The organism is Klebsiella spallanzanii, from assembly GCF_902158555.1.
GTDB classification, from domain to species: Bacteria; Pseudomonadota; Gammaproteobacteria; order Enterobacterales; family Enterobacteriaceae; genus Klebsiella; species Klebsiella spallanzanii.
On sequence record NZ_CABGGS010000045.1, the window covers coordinates 336,173 to 361,447 of the forward strand.

Here is a 25,275-nt window from a genome sequence, read left to right on the forward strand (position 1 = left end):
TTTACTGGTACTCCAGAGTAAATGTTGCTGTACTGTTCGTTAATCCTGCAACGACAGGCATATTTGACGCCTTTAATCGCGCATAAAAATTAAGCGTATTCGATGTACTTGCCGTTAGCGGGGTCCAGCTTAGGGCGCTGCTCTCCGCATTTATTGCAATCTGATTTTTATCACTGTCCAGGATTTGAATTCCAACACCTGAAGCCGCCGTGCCTCCGGCATCTATCGCCAGCAAGCTGGAATTATATGCATTAGCTATTCCAACAAAACCGACCTTAACGGCAATAACGGATGCGCCACATGGAGCCAGTTCAATACTGAAAGGAATTTCCGGTGTAGTAACTTTTCCAACAGCATAAAGTTGCTTTACCGCATTATTCATTAAGTCAACAGTTATATACTGGGATGAAGGAGCAACAGCACAGGTATTATCTTTTATATTACCCTTGATAGTTATAGTGCTGTCTGCCGCCAGAAGAGTGCCCGGGATCATCGTCATTAATATCAGCACAACGGCAGACAACCGGTTAAATTTACCAGCCATATTATCTCCTCAGCGGCATTCCGCACGATATTCACTGAGCGCCTTGTTCCGGCTTTCCTCAGGCAATGTATAGTCCACGCGACACTGTGCATCCGGTGTATCCCCCCAGCTTGCCAGGAGTCGGCCGGTAAGCGGTAAACCGGTGAGATAAACCTGACCACCATCAGCAACGATACTTCCGCTGTTATTTTTTTCGGATGTCACAACCGCACCAAAGGGGACCGGTTTACCTTTAAACAACAGAGTCATCAGTACCTTCAGCCCCACTCTGGGCTCAAAACTGGCGCGTACAACCGCCCCGTGCGTCGGAACAACGCTCACCACGGCTTCATCTAAATCAACATTATCGGCGAGCGTGTTGGTATCCAGTGCAACACGGTTTTCGCGGTAATCTGAGGCATAGGGTAGTACGGCATAACCACGCCAGTCCGTTTTTACCCCGGTCTGGTTCTGAATGTTCACATTACCGGCACCCGGTGCTTTGACCAGAACAACGGTATCGTTCATTGGCTGGCTCAGCGTGAGTCCGTTAGCATGAGCCAGCACACCGCCGCTGAGGCCGTAATAAAGCTGGCGATAACCATCGGTATGGCTATAGCCCACATTTGTATTGCCATAGGCACCGCGATAGTTCAGCGCGGCATAACCCGTGCCGGAAGATGCCCCCTGCCCGCCCCCGGCGTAGCCAGTCTGAACGCTGTAGCTCAGATTATTATCTTCCAGTAACGTACCGTAGAGACCGGCAGTATTGGTTGCCCGCCCGCGCAGGTCATGCGACGCGTTATAACTGGCGCTGGCGTGTCGCCAGACTGACTGACTATCAGAACGCATCCAATGACTGAAAGGAATATTGACATTCAGCGCCAGCATCTGGTCATTGTTATCCTGCCAGGCATTTTTATTCAGGCTGTAGCTGAGCCCCCAGGTGATATCCTGCACCACAGTATTCAGGCCAATCTGTAATTGCTGGTCTGATTTATTCGTATCCCAGTACGTCTGATGACTACCGTTAATATAAAGAGTGGACTGTCTTCCCAACTGCTGGGTCACGCTGAGCTGGACTTTCCCTCGCTTGTTATAGGACAGGTTGTAGTAGTCAGTAAATTTGGGTTTGACCTGAATAATCCCATCCTGCGTGACAACGTTATAGCCGGACATCCGTTTGTATGCCGTGTCTGCAAGGGTAAAAAATCCTTCCGTGGAATACCGGTACCCCACCAGTTGAATATTTGTGCCCAGTTCATTCAGCGACTTGTTATACAAAAAACGCAGAGATTGTCCCTGGTGGTCAGTATCATCAGGAAGCTGCGAATTTGCCTGAGTGATGTCAAGCGACACCGCCCCCAGCACCCCCATATTTTTCCCGACACCGACGTTAAATGCCCGGTAGCGGGCAGCCAGTTGCGTTCCGCCATATACGGTCCATCCGCCTGCCAGACCCCGCATCGCGGTTCCCTGGAAAAAACCCGGATGCTCCTGCAGTCGGTTACCGGAGCGATAATCCCCTGCGGTCAGCGCATAGCGGGTATGGCCTTCACGCTGGAGCAATGGCACTGAAGAGTAAGGCACACTGAAAACTTGTGTGGTGCCGTCCGCTTCTTTCACGGTGACCTGCAGGTCACCGCTGCTGCCATTCGCATACAGGTCATTAATCACAAAGGGACCGGGTGGAACGGTACTCCGGTAAATTTCATACCCGTTCTGTTTAATTGACACTGACGCCGTGCCGCGGGCGATACCCCGGATAACAGGGGCAAAACCTTTCTGGCTGTCCGGCAACATATTATCGTCCGAGGCAACCCGTGCGCCGCGGAAGTTTATGCTGTCAAAGATATCACCGTCAGTATACCGGTCGCCGAGCGTAAGGCGCGAACGTAACGCCACGATGTCACGCTCAGCATAAGTATTAACATGCTCCCAACGATTCTCATGAACCGTGCCAGAACTATAGCTCCATGTGGTGTTATCTCGCAGGCGCCAGGCTCCAAAATTCAGACCGCTCTGCAGATTCAGATAAGTATAATTACTGGTGACGCCGTTTTTGCTGCGAGCATTATTTCCCGTCAGGCTATAATTCAGTATCCCGGCATTAATGCCCGGATCCCATAATTCAGGTGATATATAGCCGCGAGCCCGGCTATCCATGTATACCTGCGGAATGGTCATATACAGGCGCTGCAGTCCAACATCAAAGCGAACGGTTGCATCTGGTATCAAAGTGGAAAGCGGAGTACAGGCATCTACTGCCAGCACAGACATGCCGGGAATGGACAGGGTGTTGACCCCCATTCCACTAAGTTGCCCCCGGGTCAGGCAGGGAGACAAACTGTGGTCCTTCTCACTGGCCATAAACCGGATATCACGCGTAGTCATATAACCATCATTGAGATAGATATCTACCCGGTAGGTTCCTGCTGGAGCCTCCTGGCCTTTTTCAAAAGCTGAAAGATCCGCCACTGCGGCCGGGTCATCAGCCAGAAACCGGGGATTAAAATAAAGCTCGCCCCGGGCTGACGGAATATTTGCCGCAATCAGTAAGGCAAGTGGAATAAAGGTAAAACAGCAGCCAGATTTATATCCGGAGAGCGTCCTTTTTCCCGGGGTTTTTAACCCTTTTTCAGATATCAGATGTGACATATTCCCTCCGGCTCGAATATATTCGCCGGTAATCAGCTGACAGAGGATCCGTAGTTAATCCGTGATGCAGAACAGACTTGTGGCCCTTACTAGTTCTGGGCAGTCATTTTGGGCGTAAGCGCACCGTAGTCATTAATCGTCCTGTAGGTAATCTGACTGCCGGCATCCGCAGGCAGATCCACTGAAGCCTCGCTCAGAGGTGGAACCAGTGCATTATTCAGTTTGCGCGTACCGGCATTCAATTCCGTCACTGTGGCGTAATAAGGCGTGGGGTTACTGATGGTCAACTTTCCTGCCTGGCGTCTGAAGCGCAGGGACTCCGCCACTTTTTCTGGCGCGACTGAAAGACCGGAGGGGCGGTAATAAAGTTTGATCCGACTGATAATAGCCAACTGCAGGACATTATCATTCGTCTTTGATTTATCCATTGCCGGGATAGCTTTCACACTCAGCCAGAATAAACTTTCCCTGTCGCGTGGAAGCTGATTACTTGTCGCATCGATAATCCGAAGAGTATTTTCTTTTTTCCCCTGCATTGAAAACAGAGGTGGCGTAATAACAAAACGGCCATCTTTCTGCCCCGCTGAATTTTCCACCCAGGACTGAATCAGGAATGTGCTCTTTTCATCGTTATTTGTTACTGCGAGCTGAACCTGTTTCTGACCTGCAGGATATATGACTCTGGTGGCGCCAAGTGCCACAGCCGCTTCTGCTTGCAATGAGAGGCCTGCACAAGTCAGCAGCATCACTCCAGCCAGCAACCTGCGGGATATTCCAGTTTTCTTCTTCACCTCAGACCCTCTTTATGGCTAAAAATATATAAACTTGCAGTACATGCTATTTTTGTTATTCGTATGTCAGAGAAAACCACGCCTGTGCATCCGCTTTTCCTCCCATAACATGATGTCCTGTTGCCCGATACTTCGCGACAAAATGCAATATGGTTTCTCCGTTCACAACAGACGCAACACGCCTTGGCGGGCTGTTGAGCGGAATAAGCGTATTGGAGGCATCAAAAATAGCCACACCAATATCCTGTGCAATGCCAGGACCTTCACCGACCGAAATAACATCAGGATTTTTACCGTCAGCAACACCGTTGAAAGCCACCCCGACATACTGGCTGACGTTCCGGTTACAGTCCCGAAGATGAATATCAAACTCAACCGGGTCGGTATCTTCACCCGGAGCATGCAGCATATTTGTCCGGATTTGCCCCATATTCACGGTGAGGGAACGGTCAGAAATTTCCACGCTGCAGGCTTCCGCGAGCAGCTCCCCTTGAAATCTCATGGCTCCTCCGGGTAGCATGGTCTCCCAGTGTTCGCCGGCTTCCAGCGCCGGAGGCAGAAGAAACAGCAGACTCACTATCAGCGAACGCATTATCTCACCCTGTCATTCCGTTTAAGGACAGGCCTTCCGTGGCCCTGTATGACATCCTGTCATTACCGTGGTGTGGTAATTATTCGTACTGAACAGCAAAAGTGGCATCGGCGTTAGCGACACCCGCAGTGGTTGCACCCAGAGCGTAGTAACGCGCCTGGAACGGCAGAATATTCACACCGTCTTTCAGAGTCACAGCGGTGCTGAAGGTTGCGCCATCAAGACCCAGCGGTACGCTTTTGGAGTCCAGGATCTGGATACCCACGTTAGTGGCGCCGCCTGCTGCAGAAGAAGCAACAGAAAGCACGGTTGGGTTAGCTGCGTTAGCCGCTACACCAGCAAATGCCACTTTTGCAGTTGTCGCTACGGTAGTGTCACAGTCATTCAGCTGGATGTTGAAGCCGACGTTCTGGCTAACGTCACCGGCAGCAGCAAGTTTGGCAGTACGGTACTGACCCAGTTGAACAGTCTGATCCACAGAACCCGCATCAACCGCGCAGGCGGCGTTGACCAGTTCACCTTTGAAGTGTACTGTGCCGCCGTTCACGGTGGTGGTCGCCGCGAATGCTGCAGCAGAAGTCAGAGCCAGTGCAGAAGTCATAACTAATGCCAGTGATTTGAATTTCATAAAATTTCCTTGGTTTTTCTGTTTACGAATAGTTAATTCGATATTGATTGAAAAAGCGGTAGATCGTTATTTCTAACTAAGGTATTAACGAGATTAATTTGAGTGATAACCTTGATAGATATTCTACTCCTCCCTATACTCACCAGTCATACGGCCAGCGTTAAGAATTATGTTCATAAAATCCCTTTATTAAAATGGGGTAAAACCCTACTTTTTCCACACCTGCCTTTATAGAGTTAATTTACAATTTATTATTTTTGAGACATTGAAAGTGCTGTATGGACATGTGATAATCAGCATTGTTAAATCGGTATCTGATTTTATTTTTCACAGCATGCCATCTTTCTTTATAGTCGTCATAAGGAAGCGAAGTGTTTATAATTAACTCGTCATTAATTTACAATCCAGAAGATGCTTCATTGGAACATGCTTACGATTTAATTGAAAAAATGTCTCTTTCACCAGTACAAAATCGCACTTTGTTTTTTTTAGTGAAAAACAAAAATATTCTAGTACCCAAGGAGTTGATTCTGGATGAAGTCTGGGGCAAACACGGGTTGACACCGTCGATGCATAACTTAAACAATGTCATTTCATTTTTGAGGAAATCTTTCTTTAACTATGGCATTGAGAGCATCATTGAAACTAAAGTCAGAGAAGGCATTATCTTCAATGCTGATGTAACGGAAATAAATAAAGCAAATTCATTAAGCAACAGCGCTACATCAGATATAAAATTAGAAAAAAAACCGTCTACATCATTAATTTTTTTGTTTTCCTCTGGTTTTCTTTTGCTATGTTCAATCATATCTTCCGTATATTTTTATAAGAACAATTATTATCTTAACAATACCAATACAACCACTATTGGATTAGTTGGAAGTTGCAAAATTGAATTTATTAGCTCATACTATGAAGTCGATGAGGATGATATCGATGTATCATACCTCTTAAGCATTAGCAAAATTAACCTTCATAAAATTTGCACTACTCCACACATTATTTATTATTATGATAATTATGCTTTAAGCCCCGTTGTACAATGGGGCACCAGAACATCTTTTTATTATATTTGTAATAATAACCACACTAAACAACCAACAACAAATTGCAATAATTTCTATGTTCAAAAAAATTAGACTTAAATATCATAAAATTAGTGTAGCACTTACATCACTAGCAACTTTATTTTTTATCTTATCGGCCTATCTTTATTTTCACAAAAGAGAGATCCCTGAGTGTAGTGGTATTTTAAACGTATACAATGACGATTATATCGGCAAATTATTTATACATGTTTCTCCAGTATCATCTGATGAAGTCTCCTTTGCAATAAATGGAAAGATACACTCGAAAGCAAAAATTCTTGACATATCTCAAATTTATTTATTCAGATATAATAAAGCCACTTCTATATTTAGATTTAACTTAATCAAAACAATGAACTCGAGGGACGCCATCCCTGGAGACTTTCAACCACTTTTTTTATCTTCACCCGGAAATGTTTTTCTTATAAAAATTGAGCAAATCGACAAACAACAGATGCTATTCATCAATAACTTCTCGCCTCTGTTTATTTGTAGTAGGTTAAAATCATGACGTACCAGGCTGTAACACATAGTGTTTTATCGACATTTAAATCTATTTTATTTATAATAATCAGTCATTAATTCTGTATAATTTATATATTTAGCGTTAAGTGTTAATTTTATGATTTGAACGTTGTAGGTTTGCTTCACCAAAATCCAGATTGATGAGGCTATACTATGCATCGTTTCAAATTATCTGACTTGCTGAATAATAGTAGCGATCCGTGGGCAGTTGTTGATGTAAGTGGAAAGACTACATTAAGTTCTTATAATGAAGCTTTTAAAGGACTCTTTAACATTGAGAATATAAACATTACCAAACATGATATGTTTTCATATCTTAATGAATCAAATGGCATCAATTTATTAAGTTCGGTATCTCAGGCTATTGAACTAAAGAAAAGAATTGTCAAAGCAGAAGCTTATGTCGTGGAGGGGAACTGGAATATATCTCTTTTTCATTTCCACCCATTATCAGTGGAAACAGACAAAGTAAATCTGGTTTTACTACAAATAACACCGGCATTTATAAATGATGTTCATTCACATGTGTTTAGCAACAACGAATTTTCACTCAACGAGTTGATGGTTACATCATCCTCACCTACATCATTATTTAGCGATGTTGAATGGAGAACTATATTTTTACTCAGTTGTAATAAGACGCAAAAAGAAATCGCCAGCATAGAAAATGTGTCACTAAAGGCAATTGAAAAAAGAATATCACGATGTCTGGAAAAAACCGATTGTCTAAACACCAGACAACTTAAAAAATTTATACAATGCAATGGTTGGGACTCATATATACCATCGTGTATATTAGAAAATAGATCTAAATATAATAATATCAATTAATATCAAGTAAATTTATATAGAGGATGTAAGCTTAAGCCTGTACTTTATCGCCCATATATCAAGCGCCTCATTGTATTCCATATGATGAAAATCATAACCACATTGTATTTACTTGAATAAAATTCCATTGGAATATTTTTAAACGGCTCATATTCCGGGTTCTACATGGCCCCATAAAACTGAATAGGTTAACCTACCAGAATCAGAAGACGATTAACTTTTACTCGCCTTCTACGGATTTGAGATATTCTGAACCCGGCATAGCCTTTCCGCTATGCCGGGTATTTCATACTACCTCTTGATCAACGCAAACACGCCCCAGCCAAAATATTCACGCGTATACGTGGTATGGCGTTTTGGCGCAATCGTCAGCTCCGCCCGGACTTCTGGCGCAAAGTCGTCGCCAGGATTTTCCTCTAACCAACGGCGCATGGTGAGCCATTTAGCCGCTTCGTAACGGTCCCAGCCCTCCTGATCCGCCAGCACCATCTCCACAAGGTCGTAGCCAAGCTTATCGAAAGAGGAAACCAGTTCGGGAAGCGTGAGAAAATCCGCGAGCGAAGAGGCTCCACAGGCTTGCGCTATCTCTTCTGTTGCCGGAACCTGACGCCAGTACGGCTCGCCGATCAGCAGCATGCCGCCAGGGTTGAGGCTTTTACTCAGCAGCTCAACAGTCCCGGCCACGCCGCCGCCAATCCAGGTCGCGCCCACGCAGGCTGCGATATCGCATTTTTCATCGGCGACATAACCGGCAGCATCCTGATGGATAAAATCAACGCTGTCGGCAACGCCAAGTTCTTGCGCCCGCTGTTTGGCCTGCTGGCTAAATAGCGCGCTCATATCGACACCCATACCGCTAATACCGTGGTCGCGAGCCCAGGTACAGAGCATTTCTCCCGAACCGCTGCCGAGGTCGAGTATCCGGGCCCCTGGCTTCATACGTAACACGCGGCCCAGCGTGGCATATTTTTCCGGCGTAAATGGATTATGGATGCGGTGAGCACTTTCACTGATGGTAAAAATACGTGGGATATCCAATGTTGGAATTCCTTTCATTGAGTTTGAAGTAAGAGAATTGGGTTCATTTTTTTCCGCCAGCAGCGCATATAGCTTGCCTTCAAAGGTCTCGCTAACCGGCCATTCCGCCCTATCCGGGCGGATAATCGTGGTAAAACCTGCCGTGCGCAGCAGGTCGAGGTACTCTTCATCCTGCCAGGCCGTCATTTGGCTGCCGAAGCGCGTCACGTTGCCGTTCTCTTCGATTGCCATAAACAGCGTTGAGCTGGTTTGCGCTGCCGACTCCCAGGCGTGCTCCGTCAGCAGCAGATGCGGCGTGGCAAGAAACAGCCCCTGCGGACAGCGCTGCCAACCGGGTTCCGCCATTCCCTGACGTTTAACTTCATCAAAAGTATGAACCTCAATAAGCAGTTTTCCCCCCGGGGTCAGCCACTGCGCACAGCGGTTAATCAGCGAGCGGGCATCTGCCGCGCTGAACACGTTCAGTTCACCAAAGGTCATCATGATGAAATCAAACTGTTCTCCCGGCTCGTAGGCGCGTACATCCTGCTGCTGATAATCAATATTCAGCTCGGCGGTCTGCGCCTGCTGCCGGGCCCAGGCGATCGAAGCAGGAGAAAAGTCCACGCCCGTACAGCGAAAGCCGCGTTCCGCCAGCAGACGGGTGTAAAAGCCCGGCCCGCAGCCAAGGTCCAGAATGCGGGCGTTATCAGGCAATTGCCCGGCAACCCACGCCACCTGTTGTTCGATAACCGCCAGCCTGCGGCTGGCCCAGTCGTGCTCCTGCGACAGGTGGTTCTCCAGCATACGCTGGCTAAAAGCGGGTTCATCCCAGGGGATTTTGCGCTCCCCGGATAACAACGCTACGTGTCTGGAACCGGTAATAATCGTGCCAATAGTCATTATTATTTCCTTATTGATCACTCGCGCCAGTGCTCGGGTTTCATCAACGCGCGAGCGCACTGTATCTGACCCGTTCTCCCCAGCGGTTGGGCCGAAAGCAGTTGCAGCATCCAGCAGGCTTTGTGCTCCTCGGGAATGGGATAAGGAGCCGGATAGCCTTTATCTCCGGCACAGGGTTCAAAGCCATGCCGCGGGTAATAAGCGGCATGTCCCAGAACGAATACCGCCAGGCTCCCCATTGCCTTCAGATGCTCAATACCGCTTTGGATAAGTAATCCGCCAACACCCATGCCCTGGTATTCCGGCACCACCGCCAGGGGGGCAAGGATATGCATCATCGGAGAGTCAGACTCCCCTTTGAACGTCGCCAGGGTGAACAAAATATGCCCAACTGCTTTTCCATTATGTTTGGCCAGCAGAGATAATCTCGGGTGAGCACTTTCATCGTTGAGCAAATCGGCAACCAGGTCGGCCTCTTTGCTAAAGCCGAAGGCCCGGGTTTCAACTTCGCGAATATCATCAGCATCACGCTCTGAGGTGATGTGAAAGGTGAAGTTATGGTTTGTCATCAGTTGCTCCTTAGCGGTTGTCCAGCTGAGCGCGAACGTTGTTCAGTCCGGTGGTATTGATACGGTAGGGCTGCCCATTGACGGACTTAATGAGTTTTTTGGTTTTGAGTTTTTTGAAAACGGCGAGCGTACAGTCGCTGAGCAGGAGCCCTTCGCGGCTATAGCATTCAACAGAGGTCACGCGGCCTGATGCATCGCGAATATGCGCGATCCGGCCGCCTTTAGCGAGAACGTGTAAGGTCCGTTGTTCCTGACGGGATAGATTCATACTGAAGAAACCTGTTAATCATCATGCGTAAAAACGAGCCAACACCCGCAGGTGTTCGCGTAAGGTTTAAGCGCAGCGATAACCAGTCCGGCCTGAGAAGGTCGGGAAGCTGATTATCTAATGATTACATTCTCCAGCATCAAAGCCTCGGTGAGAGTTGAAAAGGTATTTACCAGCGAAATGATAACACGTAGTTTTTATATGGACATCGTTATAATTAAAAAGTGTGATCTTAAACAGGCCTGTCGATGACAGGCCTGGATAAAACTGCGGATATCTACAAAAGAATATCAGGCAAAGATACTGATAATTAACACAATAATCAGTCCGACAATGGAGTTAACCAGCTCCAGAAGTCCCCAGGTCTTCAGGGTATCCTTTACCGAGAGATCGAAATAGCCTTTAAACAGCCAGAATGAAGCATCGTTAATATGGGTCAGGGTATTGGAACCTGCCGCCGTCGCCAGCACTAACAGAGCAGGATTAACCCCCACCAATTGACCGGTCGCCGGATCGAGGATTGCAGCGCTGATAATCCCGGCAGCCGTCATCGCGGAAACAACCCCCTGCCCTGTCGCCAGACGGATAAGAACGGTAATCAGCCACGCCATGATGTAAGGGGAAATATTACCGTGCGACATCAGCATCCCGATGGTGTCGCCAATACCGGTATCAATGATGGTCTGCTTCAGTACGCCGCCAGCACCGATAATCAGAATCACCATAGCAATGCTTTTCACCGCATTTTCAAACGCGTTCATGACCCATTGCATATCGTGGCCGCGGGCGGTGCCAAACAGTACGAACGCCACAATCATCGCGATAAACATGGCAATGGGCGAAGAACCGATAAAGTTAACCACCTCCCACGCGGTCGTTCCTTTCACCAGCCAGATATTCGCAATCGTAGTGGAGATCATGATTATCGCCGGGATCAACGGGACGAGAATCGACACGCCAAAGGACGGCAGATTATTCTGGTCAACCGGCACATCGGCTTTGAGAAAAGCAGGCGTCGGACGCTCAAGATTACCAAGGAACCTGGGCAGAATCAGCCCCGCGCAAATCACGCTGGGGATGGTGACCAGAACGCCGTAGATATAGACCATCCCCATATCCGCGCCGTAGGCGTTAACCAACGCGACCGGGCCTGGCTGCGGCGGGAACAGTGAGTGGGCGGTTGTCGCCGCTGCCACCGCCGGGATCGCCAGCTTAAGAAAGGGGATCTTCGCTTCGGCAGCAATAACGATAACCAGCGGTGCGAGCATGATAAAAGCGACTTCGTAGAACATTGCCAGGCCAAATATCAGGCCAATGATAATGACCGAAAGCTGGACGTAGCGTAGCCCAAAGCGCGCCAACAGCGTATGGGCTATCTGATGCGCCGCGCCGGAGTCAACCATCAGCTTGCCAATGACCGCGCCGAAGACAACAATAATCGCCAGCTCGCCCAATGTGCTGCCAAAGCCGGATTTCATGGTATGCAGCAGTTCCATTAGATCCATACCCGCCAGCATCCCAACGGAGAGCGCCGCCAGCAGCAGCGCCACCATCGAGTTTATTCGGAACCTTAGATTAAGCACCAGCATCAGACCGATGCCGAATACAACCCACAGAATATTGAGAATGTGCATAAAACGTCGACCCTTCTTTGGTTTAACCATTGTTATTTTGGTCGACATGTTACGATCATTGGTTAACCATTTATGAGATCAATATCACAATAAGCACTCATCCGCCACACCAATATTTATTACTTCGGATTCACTGGAATCAGCCGCTTACGCTTAAAAACGACAATATGAAAAACAGTAAAACATTAAAAATCAATAGATTAAATAAAAACCGCTTGATAAATTTCAATACCTTTTCGTTTAACTCGCCATCTTTATCACTAATCTCCGTCACATTTTGGTTTACCAATTTATCTTTTATGGTTGACATGCTTGACCAATTAGAGGAATTTATACGCCATATTGTCAGGTTTCTCTCCCTAACAATGGTTGACCAAAACCGACATTCCAATCAACACAATGGTCTGAAGCAGACCAACAACGTGAAAGAGGTTCAGTATGGAACAGACATGGCGCTGGTATGGCCCTAACGATCCGGTCACTTTAGCTGACGTCCGCCAGGCGGGCGCGACCGGGGTAGTCACCGCCCTGCACCATATCCCGAACGGCGAAGTGTGGTCAGTTGAAGAGATCCTCAAGCGTAAAGCCATCGTGGAAGCAGCCGGTCTGGTCTGGTCGGTCGTTGAGAGCGTGCCGATTCACGAAGAGATAAAAACCCGTTCCGGCAACTACCTTCAGTGGATCGCCAACTACCAGCAATCTCTGCGTAACCTGGCGCAGTGCGGCATTCGTACCGTGTGCTACAACTTTATGCCGGTTCTCGACTGGACCCGTACCGATCTGGAATACGTCCTGCCGGATGGCTCCAAAGCCCTGCGTTTCGATCAGATAGAATTCGCCGCCTTTGAGCTGCACATCCTTAAGCGTCCTGGCGCAGAAGCGGATTACAGCGCCGAAGAAGTCACCCAGGCGAATCAGCGTTTCGCCACCATGAGCGACGAAGATAAAGCGCGCCTGACCCGCAACATCATCGCTGGCCTGCCGGGCGCGGAAGAGGGATATACCCTTGATCAGTTCCGCCAACACCTTGCGACCTATAAAGATATTGATAAAGCCGCGCTGCGTGAGAATTTCGCCGTCTTCCTGAAAGCGATTATTCCCGTCGCCGAAGAGGCTGGCGTTCGTATGGCTGTGCATCCGGACGATCCACCGCGCCCGATTCTCGGCCTGCCGCGTATTGTCTCTACCGTGGAAGACATGCAGTGGATGGTCGATACGGTTAACAGCATGGCTAACGGCTTTACCATGTGTACCGGCTCCTACGGCGTACGCGCCGACAACGATCTGGTTGATATGATTAAACAGTTCGGCCCGCGTATTTACTTCACCCACCTGCGATCCACTCAGCGGGAAGATAACCCAAAAACCTTCCATGAAGCGGCGCACCTGCACGGCGACGTAGATATGTACGAAGTAGTGAAGGCCATCGTGGAAGAAGAACATCGTCGCAAAGCAGAAGGCAAAGAGGACCTCATCCCGATGCGTCCTGACCACGGTCATCAGATGCTCGACGACCTGAAAAAGAAAACCAATCCCGGCTACTCCGCAATTGGTCGCCTGAAAGGGCTGGCTGAAGTCCGCGGCGTCGAGCTGGCGATTCAGCGCGCTTTTTTTAGCCGCTAACCCTGACTGGCGGGGCAGTACGTTCCGCCTTTTCCCTTCGGTCGCGTTTTGCGGCCTACTCTGGAGTTTGCTATGACTGCAACCATTGCCGACAGCAACCTGCCGGTGACACGCCCTGCGTGGGATCGTTCTCGCCTGGAATCCCGTATCGTTCACCTGGGCTGCGGCGCATTTCACCGCGCGCATCAAGCGCTTTACACCCACCATCTGCTGGAAACCAGCGATAGCGACTGGGGCATCTGCGAAGTCAACCTGATGCCGGGCAACGACCGCATACTGATTGAGAATCTTAAAAATCAGCAATTGCTCTACACCGTAGCGGAAAAAGGGGCCGACAACACCGTCCTGAAAATTATCGGTTCGATGAAAGAAGCGCTGCACCCGGAAATCGACGGCTGCGACGGTATACTGCGTGCGATGACGCGTGCAGAAACGGCAATCGTCTCCCTGACGGTGACGGAAAAAGGCTACTGCACCGATGCGGCCAGCGGCCAGCTCGATCGCAATAATCCGCTGATTCAACACGACCTTGCCAACCCGGCAACGCCGAAATCCGCCATCGGCTACATTGTCGAAGCGCTGCGACTGCGCCGCGAACAGGGGCTAACGGCGTTTACGGTGATGTCCTGCGATAACGTTCGCGAAAATGGCCACGTGGCTAAAGTGGCGGTGCTTGGGCTGGCGCAGGCCAGAGACCCGGAGCTGGCGGCGTGGATTGAAGACCATGCCACCTTCCCGTGTACGATGGTTGACCGTATCGTACCGGCGGCAACGCCCGAAACGCTGCAGGAGATAGCCGACCAGCTTGGGGTCTACGATCCGTGCGCCATCGCCTGTGAACCGTTTCGTCAATGGGTGATTGAAGACAACTTCGTCAACGGTCGCCCGAAGTGGGACAAAGTCGGCGCGCAGTTTGTTGAAGACGTGGTGCCGTTTGAAATGATGAAGCTGCGGATGCTCAACGGCAGCCACTCTTTCCTGGCGTATCTTGGCTATCTCGGCGGATATGAAACCATCGCTGACACCATGACTAACCCGGCATACCGCAAAGCCGCTTTCGCCCTGATGATGCAAGAGCAAGCGCCTACTTTATCGATGCCGGAAGGTACCGATTTGCAGGCCTATGCCACGCTACTGATCGCCCGCTTCAGCAATCCGTCCCTGCGCCACCGCACCTGGCAGATCGCCATGGACGGTAGCCAGAAGCTGCCACAGCGCCTGCTGGATCCCGTCCGTCTGCATTTACAAAACGGTAGCGACTGGCGTCATCTGGCGCTCGGCGTGGCGGGCTGGATGCGCTATACCCAGGGGATCGATGAACAAGGGCAGCCGATTGATGTCGTCGACCCGCTGCTGGCGGAGATCCAACAGATCAACCAGCGTTTCCAGGGGACAGAACGCGTCGCCGCGCTGCTGGCCATAAGCGGAATTTTTGCCCACGATCTGCCGGATAATGGCGATTTTGTCGAGGCAGTAACACAGGCTTATCGCCGACTGTGTCAATGGGGCGCACGAGAGTGCGTTGCGGCGGCCAACGCCAGTCGGTAATCTTCTCGTATCACGGGTCAACTGAGCAGAAATTTGGTTGACCCGTTTCCCGTATCCACACCGAGAGAGGTGTCAACCCTTCGGTCAAATGCTATAGTCAGCCCCCAGGCCATCGCATCTCACAGCATAACATCATGAAATCACAAACATCTCAGCACAGACCCTACCAGGAAGTCGGCGCGTTAATTCGCGATCTGATCGTACAAACACCGTATAGCCCTGGCGATCGCTTACCGCCGGAGCGAGAAATCGCCGAGATGCTGGACGTGACCCGTACCGTGGTGCGTGAAGCGCTGATCATGTTGGAAATTAAAGGGCTGGTGGAAGTACGCCGCGGCGCCGGGATCTACGTGCTCGATAATGCCGCCGGTGAAGGTAGCGCAGAGAATACGGACATCAATCATTGCAACGACGCAGGCCCATTTGAACTGCTGCAGGCCCGCCAGTTGCTGGAAAGCAACATCGCCGAATTCGCCGCCCTACAGGCGACCCGGGAAGATATCATCAAAATGCGCCAGGCCTTGCAGTTGGAAGAACGCGAACTGGCCAGCAGCGCGCCGGGCGGCTCTGAAAGCGGCGATATGCAGTTTCACCTGGCCATCGCTGAAGCGACGCACAACAGTATGCTGGTGGAGCTGTTTCGCCAGTCATGGCAGTGGCGGGAAAATAATCCCATGTGGATCCAGCTACACCGCCATCTCGGCGATACTCACTACCGCCAGGAGTGGCTGGTCGATCATAAGCGGATCCTTGCGGCTCTTATCAAAAAAGATGCCCGCGCGGCAAAACTCGCCATGTGGCAGCACCTGGAAAACGTCAAACGTCGCCTGCTGGAGTTCTCCAACGTCGACGATATTTACTTTGACGGCTACCTGTTTGACTCCTGGCCTCTGGACAACGCTGACGCCTGATCCATTATGTCAACGCGTGGCTATTACCTGTCCACGCGCTCCTTTCTGCTGTAACACCATCATGTCATGTAAACGTTGATAATGATTCTCATCTTTATTGTCGCACTGACCGCGCGATGATAAAGTTGCCTCATCCGATGACGCCCCATTTCCAGTGCAGAAAACCGCATGAACAATACGACTCCGCAAAACGAACCCGCCCGCCCGGCGCTGAGAAAAACCTTCTCCGTCAGCGAGTTTATGGATTTTGGCGAACGTTACGGTATCGATTACCGTTTCCCGATGCTGCCGCAAAATCCGCAGCCATCGTACGCCAGTCCCGTTTTACGAGGAGAAGTCGAAGAGATGACGCTGCCCTGCGGCATGTGCGTCACTCATTCTGATGTTCATGTTCTGCAACCTTATGAGACGACCTCCCGCCATAGCAGTCCTCTCTATATGCTGGTGGTGCTGGAGGGCTGCGTCGACCTGACCCTGAACGGAGAACAGCATCTCGTACGCTCCGGGATGGCGTTCACCTCGCGGCTTAGCGAACACCAGGCGATGAGCGCCCGCCACGATGCGGACAGCCGGCTGCGGACGCTCTCACTCGGACTCTACCCGGATGGCGCATGGCGCGACGGCCTGCTCGACTCATTGATGCGCGAATGGGAAAGATGCCAGACGCCAACGCTTATCTGGCAGATACCGGGTTTTCTGCTGAGCGGATTACAATACGCGCAACGGGGTGCGCTTGGGCGCGTTTCCCGGCAGCTAATGCTGGAAGGACTTATCCTGCAACTGTTTGGCCACGGATTGAGCGTATGTCAGGATGAAAGCGCGAAACAGGTCGTCCCGACAGGTGGCGAGCAGCAGCGGCTGGAGAGAGTCCGCCGCCTGCTGGAGCAATCGCCGGAAAACGACTACACCCTCAATGAGCTGGCGCAGCGGGCAGCAATGAGTTCCAGCAGCCTGCGCAGCAAATTTCGCCACGCTTACGGCTGCTCTGTGTTCGACTATCTGCGGGACTGCCGTCTGGAGCGGGCAAGAGGCTACTTACTTGAGGGCTATAGCGTACAGCAGGCCGCGTGGATGTCGGGCTACCAGCACGCCACCAACTTCTCGACCGCCTTTCGTCGGCGCTACGGTATCTCGCCCTGTGACGTACAAAAGCCGGGCTAATGCATTTTTTACATTTTCGCGAAGAATACTTAGACGCTTTGGCAGCGCGCATACGCATCCTGGCATTCCGCATAGCTATAGAAAGCATCAAAAAGGTAATAATTCTTATTAACAATTAGAAATGCCTTTGGAGATGTTCATGTTTGCGAAAACTCGCCTGGCGCTACTGGTAGGATGGGTGACCGGCAGCGTCACTTTCCCGCTGCTGGCTCAGGAAACCGCTAAAAACGAAACCATCGTGGTCACTTCGCAGATGCAGAGCGGCGCGACCAAAATTGCCACCCCGGATATTGAGACCCCGCAGTCGGTGTCTATCATTACCCGCGAGCAGTTTGAAGAACAGGGCGCGATCAGCGTCCGTCAGGCCGTTAGCTACACGCCTGGCGTATATAGCAACCAGATTGGCGCCTCCAACCGCTTTGACTACATCGTCCTGCGCGGCTTCTCCGATGGCAGTCTGGATAACGTCTACCTCGACGGCCTTAAAATGATGGGAGACACCAATTCGCACAGCTCGCTGGTGGTCGATCCTTGGTTCCTGGAGAATATCGAAGTTGTGCGCGGCCCGGCCTCGGTGCTTTATGGCCGCTCTTCGCCCGGCGGCATCGTCGCCCTCACTTCGCGTAAACCCTCATTCGATCCCGGCGGTGAAATCAAACTATTTGCCGGTAATAACAACCAGCGCGGCGCGGCGTTTGACGTCACCGGCGCGCTGGACGATAACGATCGGGTGGCGGCACGCTTAAGTGGAATGACCCGCTACGCGGACTCCCAGTTCGATACCTTAAAAGAGCAGCGCTACGCGATTATGCCCAGCCTGACCTGGCGCATTACCGACCAGACGCGCCTTGATTTAATGGCCTACCTGCATCGCGACCCGGAGGGCGGCAGCCACTCAGGTCTCCCCTATGAAGGCACCGTGGTTCCGCACTATGGCAAGAAAATCGCTAACACCTTCTTCGAAGGGGAAGATGATTACGACAAGTATGACCGTCGTGAAAATATGGTCGGCTACAACTTCGAACACATGTTTGATAGCGGCTGGTCGGTGCGACAAAAGCTGCGCTATCTGCATACCAAAGTTGAGCTGAACCAGGTCTATGCCGCAGGCTGGCTGAACGAAACCGAGCTGAACCGCGGTTATTCCGGCTCGGACGAAAAGATGAACGCTATCACGCTGGATAACCAACTCGACGGTAGCGTCGACACCTGGGCCGTCAACCATCGCCTGCTGCTGGGGATCGATTATCAGGACCGCAGCAACGACACTACCGGTTATTACGGCGAGTTCCCGGCTATCGACGCCTTTAATCCGGTCTATGGCGCGAAGCCGGATTACATCACCATGTACAGCCGCGAAAAACACAAGCTGCGCCAGACTGGCTACTATCTGCAGGATCAGATGTCCTGGGACCGCTGGCGCTTCACGCTCGGCGGGCGCTACGATCAGGTGAGCGTGTCCAATATCAGCAAGCTCAACAATTCGCGTAGCGATCTGGATAAGAACAACTTCAGTAGCCGCGCCGCGCTAATGTATCTGTTCGATAGTGGTTTTGCGCCATACATCAGCTACTCCACCGCCTTTACGCCGACCAGCTTCGCCGATGAAAGCGGCAACATACTGGATCCGATGAAAGGCAAGCAGTGGGAAGCCGGGTTGAAGTATGAGCCGGAGGGGATGAACAGCCAGTTCAGCGCCTCGGTATTCCGCATCAACCAGACCAATATCGCCACCAAAGAAGAGCCGACCGACCCGTACCGCTCGATTGGTGAAATTGAATCGAAAGGGGTAGAGCTGGAAGCCATCAGTCAGCTAACGGACAGCTTCCGCCTGCAGGCCGCCTATACCTACACCGATATCCGCTATAAGAAAAGCAGCCCGGAAGAGCAAGGCAAGCGTGCCGTTTACGCCCCACGCAACCAGGCCAGCGCGTGGCTAAGCTACGATGTGAAAAGCGGCCCGCTGGATGGTCTGACGCTCGGCTCCGGCGTGCGCTACGTTAATGGCATTACCAGCGATCGCCTGAATACGCATACCCTACCGTCCTATACCTTAGTGGATATGACGATTGGCTATGACCTGTCGAAGGTAGGGATTAAAGGCCTCAGCGCGCAGCTGAACGTCAATAACCTGACCGATAAGAGCTACATCGCTGCCTGTAACTCGCTCTCCTACTGCTACTTCGGCGCAGAACGCAGCATCGTCGGCAGCGTCTCCTGGAAGTTCTGATCCCGCGAAAAATGCCCGGCGCTTTAACCGCGCCGGCGCATGTAAATCCTCTGCTTTAACGTCCCGCCAGCCCAAAAAACCACAAATTTAAGCTGGCTATTATCACATCAGCCAGTGCTGTGCCCGGTCCCTTGAGCATGTTCGTCTACACTAAACAGGGACAGGTGTTTGACGCCGCAGACCGGACGCATTCACAGCTTTTACCGATAAGACAGGACGCAACTATGCAACTTAACGACTCTACTCTTTTTCGCCAACAGGCATTGATTAACGGATGCTGGCGCGATGCCAGCAGCGGAGAGACCATCGCGGTGACGAATCCCGCCAACGGCCAACAGCTGGGCAGCGTGCCCAAAATGGGCGCCGAGGAAACCCGCGAGGCTATCAACGCCGCCAGCAGGGCCCTACCCGCCTGGCGTGCCCTTACCGCCAAAGAACGGGCCAATATTCTGCGCCGCTGGTTCGATTTAATGATGGAGCATCAGGACGATTTAGCGCGCCTGATGACCCTGGAACAGGGTAAGCCACTGGCGGAAGCAAAAGGTGAAATCAGCTACGCCGCCTCTTTTATTGAGTGGTTTGCCGAAGAGGGCAAACGCGTCTACGGCGACACCATTCCCGGCCATCAGGCCGATAAGCGGCTGCTGGTAATTAAGCAGCCGATTGGCGTGACCGCCGCCATCACCCCGTGGAATTTTCCCTCGGCGATGATCACCCGTAAAGCAGGTCCAGCGCTGGCCGCAGGCTGTACGATGGTGCTCAAGCCCGCCAGCCAGACGCCGTTTTCCGCGCTGGCGCTGGCGGAGCTGGCTAATCGCGCCGGGATCCCTGAGGGCGTATTTAACGTGGTTACGGGTTCCGCAAGCGCGGTCGGTAATGAGCTAACCAGCAACCCCCTGGTGCGTAAACTCTCCTTTACCGGCTCGACGGAAATTGGCCGCCAGCTGATGGAGCAGTGCGCGAAAGATATCAAGAAGGTTTCGCTGGAGTTAGGCGGCAACGCGCCGTTTATCGTTTTTGACGATGCCGATTTAGATAAAGCCGTCGAAGGCGCAATGGCTTCTAAGTTTCGCAACGCCGGGCAGACCTGCGTCTGCGCCAATCGCCTGTACGTCCAGGACGGCGTCTACGATCGCTTCGCCGAAAAGCTTCAGCAAGCGGTAAGCAAACTGCAAATTGGCGACGGCCTACAGCCCAATATCACCATCGGGCCATTGATTGACGAGAAGGCCATTGCCAAAGTGCAGGAGCACATTGCCGATGCTATCGACAAAGGCGCACGGACGGTGACCGGCGGGAAAGCCCATGAGTTGGGCGGGAATTTCTTTCAGCCGACGATTCTGGTGGACGTACCCAGCGATGCGAAAGTGGCGAAAGAAGAGACCTTTGGCCCCCTCGCCCCGCTGTTCCGTTTTAAAGATGAAGCCGATGTGATTGCTCAGGCCAACGATACCGAGTTCGGCCTGGCGGCCTATTTCTACGCCCGCGATCTGAGCCGCGTCTTTCGCGTTGGCGAAGCGCTGGAGTACGGCATCATCGGTATCAATACCGGAATTATCTCGACCGAAGTGGCCCCCTTTGGCGGCGTAAAATCCTCCGGATTGGGCCGCGAAGGTTCGAAGTACGGTATAGAGGATTACTTAGAAATCAAATATATGTGTATTGGAATTTAGCCGGTTTAATTCACAGCAATACCATTTAACCTAAAGGATGTTGTAACTATATGATAGGTTTAAAAATCCACGCAGCTAAGGCGTGGATTTTTGCAAACGCGAGTATAGCGATGCAGATTAAGCCCGGAGCTTAACCGGCTCGCTAAAATCATCGGCGGGTTCCAGCTTCAGGCTGAATGTTGCCAGCAGCGCCTCAGCTCGTTCATGAAAATCGCGTAGCGTCTTTTCGAGTTTCTCTGTAACTTCAGGATCGTCGATAGCGACCGGGCACCAGACTCCCTCTTTATCGAATAATCCAAACTGATAGCTGTAAGTGAAGCGCGATGCCTGCGCTTCCATCTCCATCCACCATCCCCAGAACTCGCGTTTTTCCGGCGCCGGTTTTACGTTGACGCAAACTGCCAGGCAATCGAAAAAGAAGCGGTTATCTTCACACTGCTCCTCACGGATGTAGGGGCCAAGAGCCGTGAATTTCTTAATCAGCTTACTCTTCAGGTGTCCACTCGGTAACGTCATTGCGATCTCCTTTAGTGATGCACTGACGTTACCAAATCAATAGAATTTAGCAATATATTAACTAAATCTATGACTAATCCAGCGGGCGATTTGCCGCAGGGCGTGATCGAAATTGCGGTAGACCGGGTTGAAAGGAATTTCCAGCAGCTTGCCATCAGCCGATGATGAGGTGATTAAACGCGACTCCTCTTCCGGACTAAACGGATCGTCTTTCCAGAAACCTGAAAGCATCGGCGTCGGACAGCGGCGGCCCAATAATCCCTGAACCTTTAATGAATAACGGTTCAGCTCAACGCGCAACGCTTCGTCAGAGGCATCGTGCATCCCCAGACGCGAGGCCAGGACATCAAGATACATTTCCGGAACGCGTCCCTGATGTAGCGGATCCACCAGCAGACCATGCACTACCGGACCAAGACAGGCTACGGCTTTCAGGCGCTGGGATTCAAGGTAACCCAGTCGGACGGCAATATTCGCACCGAAGCGGAAACCAAATGCAGCAACCCGGGTATGATCAACCCACGGGACATTGGACAGATGTTGCAGTACATACTGGTGCAGCAAACTGGTGTCCTGAGTCAGTTTACATTTTGATGAGAAGCCAATTGACGGCATGTCCACGGTCAGCATAGCGATGCCCAATGGTGCAAAATAGTTCTCATACAGGTTGTAATAATCGGTCTGCAGCGCATCAAGCCCACCGCACATCAACACCGTCGGGAACGGACCATCGCCTGGCGGCATATGCAGGAAACCAGTGATCGGCGCACCGCCGGGGATGGAGAATTCCAGCTCGCGCAGCTTACCCGGCAGCCGCTGGGCCGCTTCTTCGTAAGCCCGATATGCCAGCACCTGCGCCTGCTCTGCCAGCTCATCGCCTTTAATATGCGGATAGGCAGCAATACTGTACAGATTTGCCGCATGGAGCCAGTGGCGGCCGCTAACCAGAAGATCCTCTTCCTGACCCGCCTTTTGCTGCCAGTCCATTGCCTGCTTAGCCCATTCAAAGATCCAGTTGCCTCCGCGATAACCGACTACCGTATCGTAAAGCTCCGGGTCGGTGCGCTCAGCGTCGCTCATCACGATGCGCGCCTGCACGTCGAGGAGCTCCTGCGGCGTCACGCCACGCCAGATCCACATCAGGCGATTAATCAATCGATACCAATGATCAACATTATTTCCGCTCAGCGCGGACTGGATCGGTTGTTGCGCTCCGGTATTAAATCGACGCACTAACGTGGACGTTTCCGGATGTTTGAATCGGGGTTTAAACAGCGTTTCGCTAAGGTTAGCCTGGGACATGTGCAGCCTCCATCATGTTGCCACTAAAGCTATTGTAACCTGCACAAGGGTAAAAAAAACCACGCCCGGCAAAACCGGGCGTGGTAATTAGCATTTATGCCGGAGATTAACGGCCTGCGATAGGCGGAACGAACACAACGCCCATATCCCAGGGCTGTTCAATCCAGGTATCCTGCGGGATATCAACAACATAATCATCAACCAGCGGACGACCTGCCGGTTTGGCGAAGATGGTGACAAAATGTGCTTTAGGATACATTTCGCGGATGGCAACAGCGGTACCGCCGGTATCGACCAGGTCATCAATAACAATGAAGCCTTCGCCATCACCTTCCGCACGCTTCAGTACGGTCAGTTCGCGCTGGTTATCGTGGTCATAGCTTGAGATGCAAACGGTATCAACATGACGAATACCCAGTTCACGCGCCAGCAGCGCTCCCGGTACCAGACCGCCACGGCTAACGGCAATAATGCCTTTCCACTGTTCAACAGGCAGAAGACGGGTTGCCAGTTTGCGGGCGTGAATCTGCAACATGTCCCAGGTGACGACGTATTTTTCGCTCATGTGAAGTGTCCCAGCCTGTGTAATACGGCTTAAATAATGTTCGAGGGGGAAAATGGTTGCGCGAGATTATAGAGATCTGACGCGCTAAAAACCAGCGTTAAGCGGCTACGGCGACTCTTTTTACGTGGTTTACACTACCAGAGTACACGGAAAGTGGTATTCTCAACCCCATCGCGCAAGCCCGGGCTTGTAGTGTATTTGATTGCTAACCCCCGATCTGCAAACAACTTTTGCAGGTGATTGTAAGGAGACTCATCGTGTCTGAACTGTCTCAATTATCCCCGCAGCCGCTGTGGGATATTTTTGCCAAAATTTGCTCTATTCCCCATCCGTCCTATCACGAAGAACAGCTCGCTGAGCACATTATGGGCTGGGCAAAAGAAAAAGGCTTACACGCGGAACGCGACCAGGTTGGCAACATTCTGATTCGTAAAGGCGCTACTGCCGGTATGGAAAACCGCAAACCGGTTGTGCTGCAGGCGCACCTCGATATGGTGCCGCAAAAAAACAACGATACCGTTCACGACTTTACTAAAGATCCGATTCAGCCGTATATCGACGGCGAATGGGTCAAAGCGCGCGGCACCACGCTGGGCGCAGATAACGGTATTGGTATGGCCTCCGCGCTGGCGGTGCTGGCTGACGACAGTGTGGTCCACGGCCCGCTGGAAGTGCTGCTGACCATGACGGAAGAAGCCGGCATGGACGGCGCGTTTGGTCTACAGGCCAACTGGCTGCAGGCGGATATCCTGATCAACACCGACTCAGAAGAAGAAGGTGAAATCTACATGGGCTGCGCGGGGGGGATCGACTTCACCTCCGATCTGGCGCTAAGCCGTGAAGCCGTTCCCGCCGGTTTCCAGGCCTTTAAGCTGACGCTAAAAGGGCTGAAAGGCGGTCACTCCGGCGGCGAAATCCACGTTGGTTTAGGTAACGCCAACAAACTGCTGGCGCGCTTCCTGGCGGGTCATGCTGAAGAACTGGATCTGCGTCTGGTCGACTTCAACGGCGGTACGCTGCGTAACGCTATCCCACGTGAAGCGTTCGCGACTGTGGCCGTTGCCGCAGACAAAACGGATGCGCTGAAAGCGTTGGCCAATGAGTACCAGGAAATCCTGCAAAACGAGCTGGCAGCCAAAGAGAAAAACCTGGCTGTGCTGCTGGAATCCATTGCTAACGACCAGGCGGCGCTGACTGCACAATCCCGCGATAGCTTTGTGCGCCTGCTGAACGCGACGCCGAACGGCGTCATCCGCAACTCTGACGTGGCGAAAGGCGTGGTGGAAACCTCCCTGAACGTCGGCGTTGTCACCATGACCGACGACAATGTGCAGATTCACTGCCTGATTCGCTCGCTGATCGACAGCGGTAAAGACTACGTCGTGAGCATGCTGGACTCTCTGGGCAAGCTGGCGGGTGCAAAAACCGAAGCCAAAGGCGCATACCCTGGCTGGCAACCGGACGCCAACTCTCCGGTGATGCATCTGGTGCGCGAGACCTATCAGCGTCTGTTCAACAAGACGCCGAACATCCAGATTATCCACGCGGGTCTGGAGTGCGGTCTGTTCAAAAAACCGTATCCGGAAATGGACATGGTTTCTATCGGGCCAACCATTACCGGTCCACACTCCCCGGATGAACAAGTGCATATTGAGAGCGTTGGCCAGTACTGGACGCTGCTGACTGAACTGCTGAAATCGATTCCGGCGAAATAAGTCA

20 protein-coding genes and 1 pseudogene are annotated in these 25,275 nt (G+C 51.5%); 9 read left to right on the top strand and 12 right to left on the bottom strand.

Annotated elements, in window-relative coordinates; all coding sequences use genetic code 11:
* Nucleotide 1 precedes the first annotated feature (1 nt).
* The 5 genes from fimF to fimA form a co-directional block, all read right to left on the bottom strand.
* A complete protein-coding gene (gene fimF / locus FN082_RS26225; RefSeq protein WP_371336521.1) occupies nt 2–544 on the bottom strand; it encodes a type 1 fimbrial adaptor subunit FimF in 543 nt (180 codons plus the stop codon).
* Between the two features lie 9 nt (nt 545–553).
* Nucleotides 554–3,181, bottom strand: coding sequence for a fimbrial biogenesis usher protein (locus FN082_RS26230; RefSeq protein ID WP_142982649.1), 2,628 nt, complete (start codon nt 3,179–3,181; stop codon nt 554–556).
* 89 nt (nt 3,182–3,270) lie between these two features.
* Nucleotides 3,271–3,927, bottom strand: coding sequence for a fimbria/pilus periplasmic chaperone (locus tag FN082_RS26235; RefSeq protein WP_235891804.1), 657 nt, complete (start codon nt 3,925–3,927; stop codon nt 3,271–3,273).
* A gap of 100 nt (nt 3,928–4,027) precedes the next feature.
* Nucleotides 4,028–4,564, bottom strand: coding sequence for a fimbrial protein (locus FN082_RS26240; protein ID WP_139541199.1), 537 nt, complete (start codon nt 4,562–4,564; stop codon nt 4,028–4,030).
* A gap of 79 nt (nt 4,565–4,643) precedes the next feature.
* The gene (gene fimA / locus FN082_RS26245; RefSeq protein WP_004099233.1) at nt 4,644–5,192 is read right to left on the bottom strand and encodes a type 1 fimbrial major subunit FimA; all 549 of its coding nucleotides are present in this window, start codon (nt 5,190–5,192) and stop codon (nt 4,644–4,646) included.
* A gap of 371 nt (nt 5,193–5,563) precedes the next feature.
* Between fimA and FN082_RS26250 the strand changes: the two genes are divergently transcribed.
* Together FN082_RS26250 and FN082_RS26260 are read left to right on the top strand one after the other, a co-directional pair.
* Entirely contained in the window at nt 5,564–6,331 is a 768-nt protein-coding gene (locus FN082_RS26250; protein ID WP_139541198.1) for a winged helix-turn-helix domain-containing protein, read from the top strand.
* A 627-nt stretch (nt 6,332–6,958) separates the two neighbouring features.
* The gene (locus tag FN082_RS26260) at nt 6,959–7,636 is read left to right on the top strand and encodes a helix-turn-helix transcriptional regulator (RefSeq protein WP_139541196.1); all 678 of its coding nucleotides are present in this window, start codon (nt 6,959–6,961) and stop codon (nt 7,634–7,636) included.
* Between the two features lie 291 nt (nt 7,637–7,927).
* Here FN082_RS26260 and FN082_RS30520 read toward each other — a convergent pair whose 3' ends face one another.
* The 4 genes and pseudogenes from FN082_RS30520 to gntP form a co-directional block, all read right to left on the bottom strand.
* On the bottom strand, nt 7,928–9,556 hold the full coding sequence (locus FN082_RS30520) for a class I SAM-dependent methyltransferase (protein ID WP_142982650.1): 1,629 nt from the start codon (nt 9,554–9,556) through the stop codon (nt 7,928–7,930).
* 24 nt (nt 9,557–9,580) lie between these two features.
* Nucleotides 9,581–10,125: pseudogene (locus FN082_RS26270) on the bottom strand (GNAT family N-acetyltransferase); the annotation flags it as partial.
* Between the two features lie 10 nt (nt 10,126–10,135).
* Nucleotides 10,136–10,393: a YjhX family toxin gene (locus tag FN082_RS26275; protein WP_004110819.1), complete on the bottom strand. Its 258-nt coding sequence runs from the start codon at nt 10,391–10,393 to the stop codon at nt 10,136–10,138.
* A 290-nt stretch (nt 10,394–10,683) separates the two neighbouring features.
* Entirely contained in the window at nt 10,684–12,027 is a 1,344-nt protein-coding gene (gene gntP / locus FN082_RS26280) for a gluconate permease GntP (RefSeq protein ID WP_139541193.1), read from the bottom strand.
* Between the two features lie 438 nt (nt 12,028–12,465).
* Between gntP and uxuA the strand changes: the two genes are divergently transcribed.
* The 6 genes from uxuA to gabD all read left to right on the top strand — a co-directional run bounded on the left by uxuA (nt 12,466) and on the right by gabD (nt 21,173).
* Nucleotides 12,466–13,650 (top strand): mannonate dehydratase, encoded by a 1,185-nt coding sequence (uxuA, locus tag FN082_RS26285; protein WP_139541192.1) that lies wholly within the window; start codon nt 12,466–12,468, stop codon nt 13,648–13,650.
* 72 nt (nt 13,651–13,722) lie between these two features.
* Nucleotides 13,723–15,198, top strand: a complete 1,476-nt coding sequence (locus FN082_RS26290) for a fructuronate reductase (RefSeq protein ID WP_142982651.1) — start codon at nt 13,723–13,725, stop codon at nt 15,196–15,198.
* A gap of 134 nt (nt 15,199–15,332) precedes the next feature.
* Entirely contained in the window at nt 15,333–16,109 is a 777-nt protein-coding gene (gene uxuR, locus FN082_RS26295) for a Uxu operon transcriptional regulator (RefSeq protein ID WP_139541190.1), read from the top strand.
* Between the two features lie 168 nt (nt 16,110–16,277).
* The gene (locus FN082_RS26300) at nt 16,278–17,270 is read left to right on the top strand and encodes a helix-turn-helix transcriptional regulator (RefSeq protein ID WP_139541189.1); all 993 of its coding nucleotides are present in this window, start codon (nt 16,278–16,280) and stop codon (nt 17,268–17,270) included.
* Nucleotides 17,271–17,391: 121 nt separating this feature from the next.
* Nucleotides 17,392–19,500, top strand: a complete 2,109-nt coding sequence (foxA, locus tag FN082_RS26305; protein WP_139541188.1) for a ferrioxamine B receptor FoxA — start codon at nt 17,392–17,394, stop codon at nt 19,498–19,500.
* A 224-nt stretch (nt 19,501–19,724) separates the two neighbouring features.
* A complete protein-coding gene (gabD, locus tag FN082_RS26310) occupies nt 19,725–21,173 on the top strand; it encodes an NADP-dependent succinate-semialdehyde dehydrogenase (protein ID WP_139541187.1) in 1,449 nt (482 codons plus the stop codon).
* A gap of 117 nt (nt 21,174–21,290) precedes the next feature.
* Here the strand turns inward: gabD and crl are convergent, their stop codons facing one another.
* The 3 genes from crl to gpt all read right to left on the bottom strand — a co-directional run bounded on the left by crl (nt 21,291) and on the right by gpt (nt 23,556).
* On the bottom strand, nt 21,291–21,689 hold the full coding sequence (gene crl / locus FN082_RS26315; RefSeq protein ID WP_139541186.1) for a sigma factor-binding protein Crl: 399 nt from the start codon (nt 21,687–21,689) through the stop codon (nt 21,291–21,293).
* A gap of 57 nt (nt 21,690–21,746) precedes the next feature.
* Nucleotides 21,747–22,991 carry an esterase FrsA gene (gene frsA, locus FN082_RS26320; protein ID WP_142982652.1) on the bottom strand — a complete coding sequence of 415 codons (1,245 nt, stop codon included), beginning with the start codon at nt 22,989–22,991 and terminating at the stop codon, nt 21,747–21,749.
* Nucleotides 22,992–23,097: 106 nt separating this feature from the next.
* Entirely contained in the window at nt 23,098–23,556 is a 459-nt protein-coding gene (gene gpt / locus FN082_RS26325; protein WP_004129200.1) for a xanthine phosphoribosyltransferase, read from the bottom strand.
* A 257-nt stretch (nt 23,557–23,813) separates the two neighbouring features.
* Here gpt and pepD point away from each other — a divergent pair, with 257 nt between their 5' ends.
* Nucleotides 23,814–25,271 carry a cytosol nonspecific dipeptidase gene (pepD, locus tag FN082_RS26330; protein WP_139541184.1) on the top strand — a complete coding sequence of 486 codons (1,458 nt, stop codon included), beginning with the start codon at nt 23,814–23,816 and terminating at the stop codon, nt 25,269–25,271.
* Nucleotides 25,272–25,275: the final 4 nt, after the last annotated feature.

Excerpts from the sequence above, each read along its gene's own strand:
- fimF (WP_371336521.1), bottom strand. The coding sequence starts at position 544 with ATGGCTGGTAAATTTAACCGGTTGTCTGCCGTTGTGCTGATATTAATG.
- FN082_RS26230 (WP_142982649.1), bottom strand. The coding sequence starts at position 3,181 with ATGTCACATCTGATATCTGAAAAAGGGTTAAAAACCCCGGGAAAAAGG.
- FN082_RS26235 (WP_235891804.1), bottom strand. The coding sequence starts at position 3,927 with ATGCTGCTGACTTGTGCAGGCCTCTCATTGCAAGCAGAAGCGGCTGTG.
- FN082_RS26240 (WP_139541199.1), bottom strand. The coding sequence starts at position 4,564 with ATGCGTTCGCTGATAGTGAGTCTGCTGTTTCTTCTGCCTCCGGCGCTG.
- fimA (WP_004099233.1), bottom strand. The coding sequence starts at position 5,192 with ATGAAATTCAAATCACTGGCATTAGTTATGACTTCTGCACTGGCTCTG.
- FN082_RS26260 (WP_139541196.1), top strand. The coding sequence starts at position 6,959 with ATGCATCGTTTCAAATTATCTGACTTGCTGAATAATAGTAGCGATCCG.
- FN082_RS30520 (WP_142982650.1), bottom strand. The coding sequence starts at position 9,556 with ATGACTATTGGCACGATTATTACCGGTTCCAGACACGTAGCGTTGTTA.
- FN082_RS26275 (WP_004110819.1), bottom strand. The coding sequence starts at position 10,393 with ATGAATCTATCCCGTCAGGAACAACGGACCTTACACGTTCTCGCTAAA.
- gntP (WP_139541193.1), bottom strand. The coding sequence starts at position 12,027 with ATGCACATTCTCAATATTCTGTGGGTTGTATTCGGCATCGGTCTGATG.
- uxuA (WP_139541192.1), top strand. The coding sequence starts at position 12,466 with ATGGAACAGACATGGCGCTGGTATGGCCCTAACGATCCGGTCACTTTA.
- FN082_RS26290 (WP_142982651.1), top strand. The coding sequence starts at position 13,723 with ATGACTGCAACCATTGCCGACAGCAACCTGCCGGTGACACGCCCTGCG.
- uxuR (WP_139541190.1), top strand. The coding sequence starts at position 15,333 with ATGAAATCACAAACATCTCAGCACAGACCCTACCAGGAAGTCGGCGCG.
- FN082_RS26300 (WP_139541189.1), top strand. The coding sequence starts at position 16,278 with ATGAACAATACGACTCCGCAAAACGAACCCGCCCGCCCGGCGCTGAGA.
- foxA (WP_139541188.1), top strand. The coding sequence starts at position 17,392 with ATGCCTTTGGAGATGTTCATGTTTGCGAAAACTCGCCTGGCGCTACTG.
- gabD (WP_139541187.1), top strand. The coding sequence starts at position 19,725 with ATGCAACTTAACGACTCTACTCTTTTTCGCCAACAGGCATTGATTAAC.
- crl (WP_139541186.1), bottom strand. The coding sequence starts at position 21,689 with ATGACGTTACCGAGTGGACACCTGAAGAGTAAGCTGATTAAGAAATTC.
- frsA (WP_142982652.1), bottom strand. The coding sequence starts at position 22,991 with ATGTCCCAGGCTAACCTTAGCGAAACGCTGTTTAAACCCCGATTCAAA.
- gpt (WP_004129200.1), bottom strand. The coding sequence starts at position 23,556 with ATGAGCGAAAAATACGTCGTCACCTGGGACATGTTGCAGATTCACGCC.